Raw genomic sequence first — 13,590 nt, forward strand, 5'->3', positions numbered from 1 at the left:
ATTAGGCCTCTTTGTGTTCTGGGTCTGGTTTTTTTAAGACATAATGCTTAAACAAACCTGCCAATATGCCTGAAGATATACCAATGAAAATAGCTGCTGATAAATCAATCATATAACATGCAACAGCAGATACAACAACGGTTACAGCAACCACGAAAGTATGTTTGCGTTCAAAAGCAGCCAACAAGAAACTAAGAAAAAGCGCAGGTAATAAGAAATCGAGGGCCGCTTGTAAAAATTGCGGTAGGTTGCTGACCTGATCTGCAAATAAGCCACCTAAAAAAGAACCGAGTGCCCAAGACATCCAACTAAATAAACTGAGGCCAAGCATCCAAGACTCAGACCATTCTTGGCGACGCTGAGACAATTTGATCATGCCAGAGGCAAAAACTTCGTCTGTAAGACCCCATGCCCAGACGGCTGTTTTCTTTAGATTCAGGCGGTCTTGAATGAGGTTTTGTAGGGCTGGGCCATAAAGTAAATGTCGAATATCAAGTGCTATGACGGTAAGTGCAGTCATCCAAATCGAGGTGCCACTTCCAAGTAAGGCAACAACTAAAAATTGACTAGCACCTGCATACATAGAGCATGAAAGAAACAATGCTTCCCAAGCACTAAAGCCAAATTGAGTAGCAGATACACCAAATGCAAAAGAAACAGGAAGATAAGTAAAGATAATGGCTTGGCTATCTTTGGCACCTTGCCAAAAACCAGCTACTTTTATAGGAGGAGTTTTGTGCTCAGACACGACACACCTTAGCGGGAGGTTAAACAAAGGGTCAAAACGACGTTGAGTATTGTACCTGAATTTACTAGCATAGTGCCGAAATGTTTGGATAAGTGAATTCGCTATGTTTAGCTTCAAGTCAGTTGTTTTTAAAACAACTATTTTGCTGTGCAGCGTATGGATGTTGCAAGCATGTGGCAATAGTTCAGATCAGGCTGAAGAAAAAGTGGTGATTAAGCCTGCACCAAAACTGACGAATGATGCAACGGTATATGCCAATGAGGCATGGAAACTGATTAATCAAGTGGATCACTTGGTTTATGAAAAGAAAATTGCAGAGCTTGATGGGCAAGTACGTAAGCCTGCGCGGAAATTGAGTACGGACTGGCGCATTAATGTCAAAATGACTGATTCTGTGACAGAAGGCAAATATGCCTTATGCCGGAAAGCACTCACAAGTTTAGATATTTGGGCGCGCGAAGTGCTTGAAAGTTCGAGTGATGTAGCACAAAAGCAAGCTGACTATGAACGCGATAAAAAGCAGTGTCAGGGTGCAATTGATAATCCTAATTTAGGCAATACAGATCCAAAGAAAATTGGAGTCTAAGCTTGATTGAGCCTCAGAATACAATGGTTAAAAAGCCGTAAATTTATTTTTACGGCTTTTTTTTGTAGTGTTTTTTACATATTTGAGTATTTTTAAAACTTAAAAAAGATTAGATAAAGTATTGAATTGAGTGGCTTATAGGTTGGTGTAATTTAAAAAATAGGAATAATAAACTCTATATGGCTGAATTAAATGATCTTTTTTATAGTTGGACTTATTTTTAAAAAGTGTATTGTTAATTTTATTTAGATGTATTTTCGATGAGTGATATTTTTAATTTATAAGTTAATAAAAATAATAAATTATCACAATTTGATAAATTATGTGAAAATAACTCTGAAATTTAAATTTATTTGTATGAAAAATTAAATATAGAATTGGTGATTAAGATGAAAAAAGCATTAATTTGTGTGGTTTCTGTTCTTATGTTGAGTATGGCAACCAATGTCAGTGCTAACAGCAATACTGAACAATCAAATGAAGTTGCAAACTGTCAAAATGGCTTTGATAGCGTAGATGTGTGCAAGCTTTTATCTTAAGTTTGTATGAGATTAGCGCACTTAAATTGATCAAAAAACAATAAGTATGTCAGTAATGGTGCGGGTAATTGCACCAAAATATTCCAGTTGATCTGTTCGGTATTAAAAATGATATAAAACGCTACGATCTACAGCAACACACAATGAATTGCGCTATTCAGGTTCATGAATCGTTAGTGTATGTGCAATCCTATGAAGCAATGCTAAATCTAAAATTTCAATTTTACGAAAAGCCACTTTGAGTACGCCTAGTTTTTCAAGCTCTTGAAGGGCTTGATTAATGGTTTGTCTAGAACAGATCAGCATTTGTGCAAGTTGCTCTTGAGAGAGGTGAATAGATCGTTGCTCAATCGTAATATGATTGCCATAGCCATTTAAAATAAACAGTAGACGCTGTGCTAAACGTTGGCGGATATTTTGAGTTTGAATTGAAATCAGTTCTAAAAATGCAAAACGAAGTTTTTGGCTGGTGAGCTGTGCGATATGAAACCAAAACTGTGGTTGTTCATTGAGTAAATGTTGAATACTGCGGCTTGGCCAATGTAATACTGTAGTTTTTTGCAAGGCAATTGCATCATGCGAGCGGGGCAGTTGATCGACTAATGATATTTCACCAAACCACATAATGGGTTCAGCAATGGCTGCTATGGCTTCTTTACCTTGAATATCAATATAGCCTAAGCGTATAGCGCCGTTTAAAACAGCATACATGCCATTAAAGGCGTCACCAGATAAAAAGATATTTTGGTCTTTATTAAACTCAAGTAATTGACTATGTGTCGCAATATATTGCTGATGCTCTGGACTGAGCTGTGCATACCAATAGTTATTGCTGAGTTGTGTCTGGTACTGTTGATCTAACATTCTGGTAAAAATCCATTTATTTTTATCAGTTGTCGGCTATACGACAACTTGGCTTGTACTCTTTTTATATAGTGAAATCATTACTCGTACAAGGATGCTGGCGATGACTAAACTTGAAACCTTACTGAGCCAATATGCGGCTTATCATTTAGATCATAAAAATATACTGACGCATTTTGTGGGTATTCCTTTGATTGTATTTTCAATTATTTGTTTAACAGCACGTGCAGGCGTCATGATTTCTGGTCTAGAAATTACGTTGGCATTGGTCATTATGGCATTAAGCATTTTGTACTATCTGAGCTTAGACCGTATTTTCGGTTTCATTATGTTGCTCGTGTTTGCCCTGATGTATCCATTGGCACATAGCATTGCACAGTGGGGTTGGGTTGCTTGGTTGAGTGCAAGTATTGGAATATTTGTTGTGGGCTGGGTATTTCAATTTGTGGGTCATTTTTATGAAAAGAAAAAACCCGCTTTTATGGATGATGTCATTGGCTTAGCCATTGGACCATTATTTGTACTGGCTGAAATGGTGTTTATGCTCGGTTTTAGAAAAGACATGGAACATAGAATGCTACAAGAGGCACATCAGCAACGTGCATTGATGGATGCGAAGGTTGCGCATTCGGTGAGTGCGTCATAAAGTAAAATATATAACAATTACATGTTAAAAAGGCTGATTTGAGATCAGCCTTTTTGGTGTTTGTAATTTAAGTTTATTTACGACTTTGCCACTTTGGCGTTGTGTTGTGCGGTATGAGCATCTTGTGTTGCTTTTTCTGCGCTAGCTTTGGCCTTTTGGGCACTTACATTGGCTTTTTGAGCCTCGGTTTTTGAACCGTACCGGGTTTGTCGGAGACATTTTTATTTAAGTTAGGCCACGTGACCTAACGGGTTAATCTTATCATAGTACATTGCTTCAAACTCAAAAGGCGATACATAACCCAATGCGCTGTGTACACGCTTTTTGTTGAACCAATCTACCCAATTTAATGTCGCAAGTTGTACATCCGCTAAACCTTGCCAGTCTGCTTTTAAATATTCAATCACCTCTGTTTTGTATAACCCATTCACTGTTTCAGCCAAAGCATTATCGTATGAATCACCGGTCGTACCGACTGATGCTCGTAAATTTGCTGCTTCTAAACGATTGGTATAGCGAATTGAAAGATATTGAACACCTCTATCTGAATGATGAATCACATTCTTAGGCATACCTCGGTCATGCAATGCTTGCTCTAGTGCATCGAGCACCATGTCTGTATTCATACGTGTTGATACTTTCCATCCAACAATCGCTCGTGAGAACACATCAATAATAAAGGCGGTATAGACCCAGCCTGAATGAGTTTGAATATACGTGAAGTCACCGACCTGAGAAGCATTGCTTCGCAAGGGTCAGGATAATCAGCAGTAAAATTACGTTTCACTAAATCATCCGCTCTTTTTTGATCATCTCGGCTACGGGTGGTGTATTTATTCTTCCCACGCCAAACACCCTGTATACCTAGCTTTTGCATCAATCGAGCAACTGTACAGCGTGCAATAATATAGCCTTCACGTTTCAGTTTTTGCCAAACTTTACGTACACCATATCGACCTGAACTTTCCTTCCAAATTCGTTTAATTTGTTCAGCATGATGCAAGTCATGTAGATCTCGCTTTGCTCGATGTTCTGGGTTTTCGCAGAGATCTAGAGTCCGGTAATAGGTTGAGGGTGCGATCGGTAAAATTCTACAAATCGCCTCGACTCCGTACAGCTCTTTATTATTATGGATAAAATCCACCATTATTTGTGTGGGCGGTCGAGTTCCGCCTGGGCGAAAAAAGCGGCTGCTTTACGCAGAATTTCATTGGCACGCTTTAATTCTTTGATTTCACGTTCCATTTGCTTCATTTTTTCTTGATCAGAGATCTGTTGTACTTTGATAGGATTTTGCTCATCTAAATGCTTTTGATGCCAAGCACGAAGTGTTTCAGGAGTACAACCAATCTTAGGCGCAATAGCTGTGATCGCAGCCCAATTAGATGGATAGTCTTTTTCAGATTCAATCAATAATTGAACCGCTCTTTCTCTGATTTCAGGGGTATATTTTAATTTGGTCATCGGAACATTCTCTCAGAATACGGAGTCTCCGACAAACCCGGTACGGTTCATTTTGCGACTTTTGCTTCTGTTTTAGCAACAGCTTTTTCAGTTTTTAGGCTTTGTTTGTGTGCTTGTACGGGTTGAGTGGCAACACATTTGCCACCTTTATGATTTGCACCTGTGCCACCTGTGAGTGTGGTGCCTTTTGGGCATGCAAATGCTGTTGCACTGAGTACACTTAAAACACCTGCAGCGATTATTGTGCTTAATTTTTTCATTGCTTTTATCTTTATAACAAAGGGCGTTGGTGCCTAATATTTAAAATATGCCGTATTGGGTCGTATATCTGCAACAGTTCTGATGTAAGTATGAGATAGCAATAGTGTGCCTATGTATTTTATTTTTGCTCTTAAGTTTGGTTTCATTTTAATGCTTTAAATATATACGGTTGTATATTGGTTCAATGTTTTATTTATATTTAAATCGTTTTGAATTCACATATATATATAGGCGCTACACATGTATCGATTGAGCATACTTCCAATTTAATATACGCCGTATTTACCCACTCTGCTGATCATTTTCTCTCAATTGTTTTTTGTTCAATGTTTGTCTTGAATCTTCGTAACTAATTTATAAATAGGCTACCTATTAATGCATTGCTACAAAAAAAGCACCCGAAGGTGCTTTTTGTAACGTATTTAAATTATACGTTAAAGCGGAAGTGTAAAACGTCACCGTCTTGAACGATGTAAGTTTTACCTTCTAAACGCCATTTACCTGCTTCTTTTGCACCCGCTTCACCATTGAATTGAACAAAGTCGTTATAAGCGACACATTCAGCACGGATAAAGCCTTTTTCGAAGTCTGTATGAATAACGCCAGCCGCTTGAGGTGCTGTTGCACCAATTTTAACGGTCCAAGCACGTACTTCTTGTACGCCTGCTGTAAAGTAAGTTTGAAGGCCAAGTAAGCCATAGCCTGCACGAATAACCACGTTTAGACCTGGTTCTTCCATGCCTAAAGCTTCTAAGAATTCTGCACGGTCTTCATCTTCAAGCAATGAAATTTCAGCTTCAATTTGGTTGCAAAGTGGAACCACAATTGCATTTTCAGAAGCAGCTAAATTTTTAACAGCTTCAAGGTGTGGGTTGTTTTCAAAACCATCTTCTGCAACGTTGGCAATGTACATGGTTGGTTTTAAAGTCAGTAGACCAAAACCACGAACCAATTTACGCTCGTCGTCATCTAGAGTTGCTGCACGTGCAGGCTTACCTTCATCCAGTAGAGGTAAAATTTTGTCTAAAACTGCTTTTGTTGCAATCGCTTCTTTATCGCCACTTTTTGCAGATTTAGCTAAACGAGTAACTGCTTTAGTTACAGTTTCTAAGTCAGCTAAAGCAAGTTCAGTGTTAATGGTTGCAATGTCATCTAATGGATCAATTTTGCCATTTACGTGAATGACATTTTCGTCTTCAAAACAACGTACAACGTGTGCAATTGCATCTGTTTCACGGATGTTTGCAAGGAATTGGTTACCCAAGCCTTCACCTTTAGACGCACCAGCAACAAGACCAGCAATGTCGACAAATTCCATCGTGGTTGGAATTACACGTTGTGGTTTAACAATCGCTGTAAGATTGTCTAAACGTGGGTCTGGCACAGGAACGATCCCTGTGTTGGGTTCAATCGTACAGAATGGGAAGTTTTCAGCAGCAATAGCAGCTTTAGTAAGAGCATTGAAAAGAGTAGATTTACCAACGTTCGGCAAGCCGACAATACCGCAATTAAAACCCATGAAATAACTCACACAGTGTTATATATAAAATTGCCGACGATTTTACATGAAAGCCATGACAAAGTCATGGCTTGCATAGGGGAGCATATAAGCTTTTACGGTGTTGTCTATATTTTACGTTTATCGAGCTGTGCAGCGAGTAAATCACCTGTGGCTTGTACCAGCATAACCAAAATGACCAAGACGACAATGACGGCAAGCATAATTTGCATATCAAAGCGTTGGTAACCATAGCGGTAAGCAATATCACCCAAACCGCCTGCACCAATTGCACCCGCAATAGCAGATGAATTAATCATGGTGACAATGGTCACGGTAAATCCAGCCACAATGCCAGGAAGGGCTTCGGGTAAAAGCACATGCCAAATAATTTGTTTGCGGTTACTACCGATAGCTTGAGCTGCCTCAATTAAACCATGATCAACTTCACGTAGGCTGACTTCCGCAATACGTGCAAAAAATGGTGTGGCTGCCAAAGTTAGTGGCACAACGGCAGCCCAAACGCCGTAACTGGTACCCACGATCCAGCGGGTAAGTGGAATAAGCGCGACCATTAAAATTAAAAAAGGTACAGAGCGTGTAAGGTTAACCACCCAGCCAAGGCTACGATTAATATGTTTGGCTGGATAAATGCCATATTCAGATGTACTAACCAAAATGACAGCCAAAGGCAAACCAATCAAAAAAGCAAAGAGGGCAGATGAGCCGACCATTAACAGCGTGTCAATTGTGCCTGTAATGAGTAAATCAATGAGTTGATTGTGCATAGCCGAGGACCTCCACTTGTGCAATATAAGGTGCAAGTTTGCTAGAAAGGGTATCTAGATCAAATTCGGTAGAAGCTAAGGCGACAATCAAGAACCAATGAGGTGCTGTTGAATACTGTCCACATGACTTTGTATGAGATGTACAGGTGCATCAAATTGTTCAAAGATTAGTTTTAAGTCTGGCGACTGGCCAAGGGTAGAGGCATAACGAAGTTTTAAAATACTCAAACGATGCTGGCTGGTTTTTTCTAAATCATAACTGAGCGGTATATCCAGCTGTTCTAAGCTCAAAAGCTCTTGCGTGATCTTTTGCTGTGGGTTTGAAAATACCTACCATACTTGACCAGACTCTACAATTTCACCTTGATCAATCACCACGACTTGATCGCAAATTTCACGAATGACCTGCATTTCATGAGTAATCAGCACAATGGTAATTCCAAGCTTTTGATTAATCTCTTTTAATAAACTAAGCACCGCTGAAGTGCTTTCAGGATCAAGTGCTGATGTGGCTTCATCGCAAAGCAGAATTTCAGGGTGATGAACCAAAGCGCGGGCAATTCCCACGCGTTGCTTTTGCCCACCAGATAATTGAGATGGATAATGATCTGCTTTATCGGCTAGGCCGACCAATTGCAATACTTCTTTTACGCGTTGATCGATATCAGTTTTGGCAAAACCAGACACTTTGAGTGGAAGTGCAATATTGTCATACACAGTTTTGGCAGACATTAAATTGAAGTGCTGAAAAATCATGTCAATACGTTGGCGCAGTTGAATTAACTGTGCATGTGAAAGCTCTGCAAGATTTTGTTGCTGTACATGTATGCTCCCGTCACTTAATTGCTCTAGGCCATTGAGCGTGCGAATGAGGGATGATTTGCCCGCACCACTTTTTCCAATAATGCCAAAGATTGAGCCCTTGGGAATATCTAGGTTGATATTCTTAAGCGCATGCACTTGCTTGCCTTGAACAGCATAGTATTTATTTAAGTTGCGAATTTTAATGGCAGGGCGTGCGAATTCGCTATGTGTACCAAAACTCACCATGATTGACTCCTTATTTCCAGCCTGCAAACCACAGTTTTTCACCCACTTCAGCATTGATCGCTTGTTTGACTTGAGCTGAGTTTTGATAAATATGGATGAATTTTTTTAATTGTTCGGCTTTTTCTGGATGCTGTGTTTCATAGTCATCACGAACCACGAATAAAATGGCATAGCGGTTGCTGGTGGTGTCATCAAAAGCCAGTGCATCATTTGGGTCAAGCGTACCTGCAAGGCGTAAATAATGTGGGTAACTAAAGACAAGGTCTGCTTCATCCACAGCGCGTGCAGTTTGTGGGCCTTCAACTTCAACAAATTTGAAGTTTTTAGGATTGCTGGCAATATCTTGCAAATTTGAAAGATGGTTATTCGGATCTTTTAAGCCAATGAGTTTGACTTGTTGTAATAGCAACAGCGCACGGCCTTGGTTAACAGGGTCATTTGGGATAACCACTTGAGCGCCATTTGGCACATCTTGAAGGCTTTTGTATTTTTTAGAATACAGGCCAACATGTGTGGCAATACCATGTGCAATCGGTTTGATTTTATAAGCTGCTTCCTTGATGGCATTGCTTAAGAAGGGCTGATGTTAAAAATAGTTTGCATCTATATCCCCGTGATTTAAGGTAATGTTTGGTGTGTTCCAATCGGAAAATTCGACCAAACGAACATTGATGCCATCTTTTTTCGCTTCATCGACTGCGACTTGTAAGGGTTTGGCAAAAGGTGGACTAATCCCAATCACAATTTCGTCTGTCGTGGTACTACGCTTTTGATTCCAAATCACAAGGCCAATGACCAGCACTGCGACAATGACCCCAATGAAGCTGAGTTTGGTTTTTGTATTTACTGCCATAATTGAATACTCTTATTTTCAATGCATTTTTAATAGATGTTGATCGCTTTTCATGTGTGCAACTTCGTCATACGGTTGTCATTACTGCTATGGGTTTAAGCTAAGGTGCTAACTTTTGTTGCAGCCTTTTCTGAAGCAGCTTTTGTGTCTTGCGGTTGACATCGATACTGTTCAACAGGATGCGTGTGCGGAAGTAAATCGCCATTTTGGAAAAGTTTGTGTCTTAAACTGCCTTGACGATATGCAGTTTTATAGCGCCCACGTTGTTGTAATTCAGGTATGACATAACGAATAAAATCGTGATGTGATTCAGGTGCAACCGTACGTGTCAGGTTAAAACCATCAATGCCTGTTTCATCTAAATATTGAATCAATTGCGTGGCAATGCTGGCGCCACTGCCGACAAATAAGGGGTAACGTCCCCCGAGTTTTAATTGGGCTTTTAAATCATTTGGTGTGATTTTTTGTGATTTAAAGCGTTGATTTACAGACGCAATGCTATTGGTTTTTTGATAGGGAATGGCTTCATCATCAGCAAATTGACTGAGGTCGATGCCTATTGAACTTGAAAAATGGGCCAAGCCAGCTTCTGGACTGGCATAACTTATATATTCGGCAAGCTTTTGCTGTGCGAGCTCATCGGTTTCAGCAGTAATTACACTAATACCCACCAATAGTTTAAGTTGATTTGGGGCGCGGCCTTGGCTACGGGCTTGAGCTCGAATTTGTTCAACTTGCTGTTTTACTTTCGCGGGTTGGTCTGCACCAATAAACATTGCCTCTGCATGTTGAGTCGCGAAACTTAAGCCACGTGCAGAAGCGCCAGCTTGAAACAAAACCGGTGTGCGTTGCACTGACGGAGACACTTGGAATACCCCTTGGCTGTGATAAAACTGATCTTGGTGGTGTATTGCATGTACCTTGCTGGGCTGAGTAAATATACGCTGGGATTTATCTTTTATTACAGCATCATGTTCCCAAGAGCCTTCCCAAAATTTATAGCAGAGACTTAAAAATTCTTCGGCTTGCTCATAACGCAGGTCATGGTCTTGTAGGCCAGTTTGACCAATTAATCGCGCTGCACTGTCGAGATAACCTGTCACAATGTTCCAGCCAATTCGTCCTTGGGTTAAATGGTCTAAACTGGCAAAACGACGAGCAAATTGATAGGGCGTTTCATAGCTTAAATTGACGGTCACGCCAAAGCCTAAATTTTGCGTTACGGCAGCCATTGCTGAAACCAAAGTACTTGGGTCATGGCTAGGCAATTGAATGGACTCTTTTAAGGTTAAATCAATATTGCCCTGATAGACGTCGTATACGCCCGTAATATCAGCAATGAACAGCCCATCAAATAAACCTTGTTCCAGTGTTTTAGCTAAACCTGTCCAATAGCTAAGCTCATTGAAACGATGTGATTCATCGCGTGGATGTGTCCATAAGCCATGGTTGATATGACCCACACAATTCATATCAAAGGCATTTAAAATAATTTCTTTATCAGGTATTTGTGTCATTACAGTGTCCCTCGACGAGGTGGAAGTACACCGTTTAATACATAGTTTGCAATAAAATAATATTTCCAGCGTGAGGCATCATGTAGAGTGTGCACACGTGCATTACGCCAAAAACGGTCAAGACCATCACTGCGCTGACTCCCTCTGCTACCTGCGAGTTCAATTAATTTAGACGACGCCTTGAGGGCCGTATCCGTGCTATGTGCACGAACCTTAGCAACATCCAGTGAAGCTTTGGCAATATTTTCTACAGTAGGGTATGGTTTAGCGGCATCAATAGAACGCGCTGCTTGTTTAAGCAATACTTCGCTCGCACGGACATCTGCAACAATACGACCCAATTCAAATTTGGTGAGTGGATCTTCTGTTGCAGTATCTACACCTGAATCAATCCACGGGCGGGCTTGGCGTACATGTAGCAAGGTTTCCTCAAAGGCAGCTCGTGCAATGCCTGTTTCAATGGCTGCATGCATAATTTGAGCAAAAGGCCCGACAAGTGTAGGTGTACTAAATGCATCATCAAATGCAATCACATCTTCAGCTTTGACCTGTACATGGTTGAATTTAACCGTGCCACTGCCTGTAGTGCGCTGGCCAAAACCCGACCAGTCATCAATCAGTTCTAGTCCTTCACTTTCACGAGGAATAAAAGCAAGAAATTCACGGCCTTCAGCATTTTTTACGAGGGTTGGGATACGATGTGCAAATAAACTACCTGTGCAGTAAAACTTCTCACCATTGACTTCAAAGCCATCACTTGTAGCGCTAATTGCGCTATATTTTTGTGTGGAATTTTTGGTTTTAAACTCGGCCAAGGCATTGCCAAAGCGAGCACCTTTGAGTACCTCTGCATAGAGTTTTTGTTTTTGTTGCACTGTACCTGTATTGCGGAGTACTTCAAGGGCATAAAAGTGGTTCTGTGGAATTTGACCAATCGAGCCATCTGCACCACTCATCAGTGCAATAATACGCGCAACGGTATAACTTGATACCTCAGCACCGCCGTATTCTTTAGGTACGGTAATGGCCCACAGACCTGACTGGCTGTAGCTTTCAATTTCATCGAAAGGCAGTTGTCGATCTGAATCTCGTTGAATTGCATTGTGCTGAAATTGCTCAGCTAATCGAGTCGCAATTTCAAGTGCTTCCGCATCTGAACGAATAATATGGGCATTGGCTACAGAATTGGATTGAAAAGAAACAAGGTTATGAAATGAGGTCATGTTGAGTCGTCCTTTAAATCCAAGCGTGGCGGGCAGGGAGTTTATTGTTAAGGTAATAATCCCCTAAGGCATGTAATTTCCAACGGATCGGATCATGTAAGGTATGCACACGTGCATTACGCCAATGTTGATCGAGTTGATGTGCGCTTAAGCTGGAACGGCTACCGCCTAATTCGAGTAATTTTTCAGATATCTGTAAAGCCGCATCATTGGCATACACTTTGGCTTCTGCAACCAAGATCGATGCCTTGGCTGCTTGTTCTTCTGTAATATGAGTTAATTGATCAAGTTCATCTAGATATTCAGCGGCATCATCCAAAAGTAAAATCGCAGCATCTAAGTGCACTGCCGACTTACCCACCTCTTGTAGGGTGTAATGTTCTTCACTGGCTTTTTCCACTTGTGCATCAATTATTGGTCGAGCACGTTTTACCGCGCTGATGGTGTCGGAGAAGGCTGCTTCAGCAATACCCACATCAATAGCAACTTGTAGGAGCTGTGAATAAGCACCACGATAACTCGGCTGTGTAGTGAGTTTACGTTCATCAAAAATTAAAAATGGATCAATAACAACTTGATTGAGTTTAATCGTGCCACTTGAGGTTGTGCGTTGTCCAAAACCGTCCCAATTGTCGATGACTTCTACACCTTCAGCTTTGGCAGGCAAAATAACCAATACCACATGACCTTCAGGATAAATGGCTTTTACGGCTAACCAGTCGGCAAAACTACTGCCTGTAGAATAGAATTTTTCGCCTTGCAAAATGTAATTGCCATTTTCAATATCTAATCGAGTATTGAGAGTTTTACTGTCTTTGGTATTACGCTCTGGGCCACCATTGGCGAGTCTTTTGCCTTGCAGAATTTGATTAAAAATAAAGGTCTTCTGTTCTTCTGAGCCCATAATATCCACCAAATTAAGTAAGCTAATTTGGTTTTGCGGGATTTGACCGACACTCGAATCCGCCTGATTCAAAATACGAAATACATGTGCCAAAGTTTTATTTGAAATGAAGGCACCGCCGTATTGCTTGGGTATGCGCATGGCACCTAAGCCTTTTTGGCTAAAGAGTTCAATTTCAGCAAATGGAAGTTGACGCTTTTGATCACGAAGATTACGACCTTCTAAAGCAAAGTCGGCTACGTGGTAGGTCGCTGTAATTGCATCTTGGTCATTTTCAAGAATATGTACATTATCGGCAGTTAAACGAGACATAAGAGCACCTATATTTAATCTCCAAACGCTAACTGCTCTGATTGCAATAATTAAATGTGAGTTTTCGATGACCTTATGCAAAAAAGTCCTATGAATTTATCCTGCTGAATTTTTTAATTTTACGTATACATTAAGTATATGAAATATATTGAATTTAATTATTTATTAAGAGTTTTTAACAAGCGGTATATATTGAATTTAGATATTCATGCGATAAAATCGTATAAAAATAAATAACTTTAGTGACAAAACATTCAGCAATTTGGAAAAAAAGTTCATTGTTTTTGAACGAGGCAGTGTCTAAAGTATCTGACTAAAATACTTGTCCGCATGGATT

Annotated in this window: 10 protein-coding genes, 4 pseudogenes and 1 other annotated feature; of the genes and pseudogenes, 3 read left to right on the forward strand and 11 right to left on the reverse strand. The window is 40.3% G+C overall.

From position 1 onward, the window contains the following. Position 1: 1 nt before the first annotated feature. A complete protein-coding gene (locus tag C9E88_RS06365) occupies positions 2–748 on the reverse strand; it encodes an AzlC family ABC transporter permease (protein WP_106986376.1) in 747 nt (248 codons plus the stop codon). A 103-nt stretch (positions 749–851) separates the two neighbouring features. Here C9E88_RS06365 and C9E88_RS06370 point away from each other — a divergent pair, with 103 nt between their 5' ends. Further along, positions 852–1,334, forward strand: coding sequence for a hypothetical protein (locus tag C9E88_RS06370; RefSeq protein ID WP_106986377.1), 483 nt, complete (start codon positions 852–854; stop codon positions 1,332–1,334). Between the two features lie 389 nt (positions 1,335–1,723). After that, a complete protein-coding gene (locus tag C9E88_RS17610; RefSeq protein ID WP_165382507.1) occupies positions 1,724–1,873 on the forward strand; it encodes a hypothetical protein in 150 nt (49 codons plus the stop codon). Positions 1,874–2,026: 153 nt separating this feature from the next. Here C9E88_RS17610 and C9E88_RS06375 read toward each other — a convergent pair whose 3' ends face one another. Further along, positions 2,027–2,737 carry a Crp/Fnr family transcriptional regulator gene (locus C9E88_RS06375; protein WP_106986378.1) on the reverse strand — a complete coding sequence of 237 codons (711 nt, stop codon included), beginning with the start codon at positions 2,735–2,737 and terminating at the stop codon, positions 2,027–2,029. 103 nt (positions 2,738–2,840) lie between these two features. Between C9E88_RS06375 and C9E88_RS06380 the strand changes: the two genes are divergently transcribed. Further along, complete coding sequence (locus tag C9E88_RS06380) at positions 2,841–3,383, forward strand: Mpo1 family 2-hydroxy fatty acid dioxygenase (protein ID WP_106986379.1); 543 nt, start codon at positions 2,841–2,843, stop codon at positions 3,381–3,383. A 230-nt stretch (positions 3,384–3,613) separates the two neighbouring features. On the opposite strand, the pseudogene C9E88_RS06385 reads toward C9E88_RS06380, so the two are convergent. The 9 genes and pseudogenes from C9E88_RS06385 to C9E88_RS06425 form a co-directional block, all read right to left on the reverse strand. Further along, a pseudogene (locus tag C9E88_RS06385) lies at positions 3,614–4,847 on the reverse strand (IS3 family transposase). Next, positions 4,456–4,572 (reverse strand) — a sequence feature (AL1L pseudoknot). (Overlaps the previous pseudogene by 117 nt.) A gap of 59 nt (positions 4,848–4,906) precedes the next feature. Next, positions 4,907–5,107: pseudogene (locus C9E88_RS17780) on the reverse strand (hypothetical protein); the annotation flags it as partial. Positions 5,108–5,535: 428 nt separating this feature from the next. Continuing rightward, positions 5,536–6,627 carry a redox-regulated ATPase YchF gene (gene ychF / locus C9E88_RS06395; RefSeq protein WP_106986674.1) on the reverse strand — a complete coding sequence of 364 codons (1,092 nt, stop codon included), beginning with the start codon at positions 6,625–6,627 and terminating at the stop codon, positions 5,536–5,538. A gap of 107 nt (positions 6,628–6,734) precedes the next feature. Next, the gene (locus tag C9E88_RS06400) at positions 6,735–7,394 is read right to left on the reverse strand and encodes a methionine ABC transporter permease (protein ID WP_106986673.1); all 660 of its coding nucleotides are present in this window, start codon (positions 7,392–7,394) and stop codon (positions 6,735–6,737) included. Further along, positions 7,375–8,444 (reverse strand): annotated as a pseudogene (locus C9E88_RS06405) (methionine ABC transporter ATP-binding protein). Before C9E88_RS06405 ends, C9E88_RS06400 begins: the two are co-directional and overlap by 20 nt. A gap of 10 nt (positions 8,445–8,454) precedes the next feature. After that, a pseudogene (locus C9E88_RS06410) lies at positions 8,455–9,297 on the reverse strand (MetQ/NlpA family ABC transporter substrate-binding protein). Between the two features lie 95 nt (positions 9,298–9,392). Next, positions 9,393–10,814, reverse strand: a complete 1,422-nt coding sequence (locus tag C9E88_RS06415) for an LLM class flavin-dependent oxidoreductase (RefSeq protein ID WP_106986672.1) — start codon at positions 10,812–10,814, stop codon at positions 9,393–9,395. Then, positions 10,814–12,037 (reverse strand): SfnB family sulfur acquisition oxidoreductase, encoded by a 1,224-nt coding sequence (locus C9E88_RS06420; RefSeq protein ID WP_106986671.1) that lies wholly within the window; start codon positions 12,035–12,037, stop codon positions 10,814–10,816. Before C9E88_RS06420 ends, C9E88_RS06415 begins: the two co-directional genes overlap by 1 nt. Positions 12,038–12,050: 13 nt before the next feature. Further along, entirely contained in the window at positions 12,051–13,253 is a 1,203-nt protein-coding gene (locus tag C9E88_RS06425) for an SfnB family sulfur acquisition oxidoreductase (protein WP_106986670.1), read from the reverse strand. Between the last annotated feature and the right edge of the window lie 337 nt (positions 13,254–13,590).

The sequence above is a fragment of the Acinetobacter cumulans genome (assembly GCF_003024525.3).
GTDB lineage: Bacteria > Pseudomonadota > Gammaproteobacteria > Pseudomonadales > Moraxellaceae > Acinetobacter > Acinetobacter cumulans.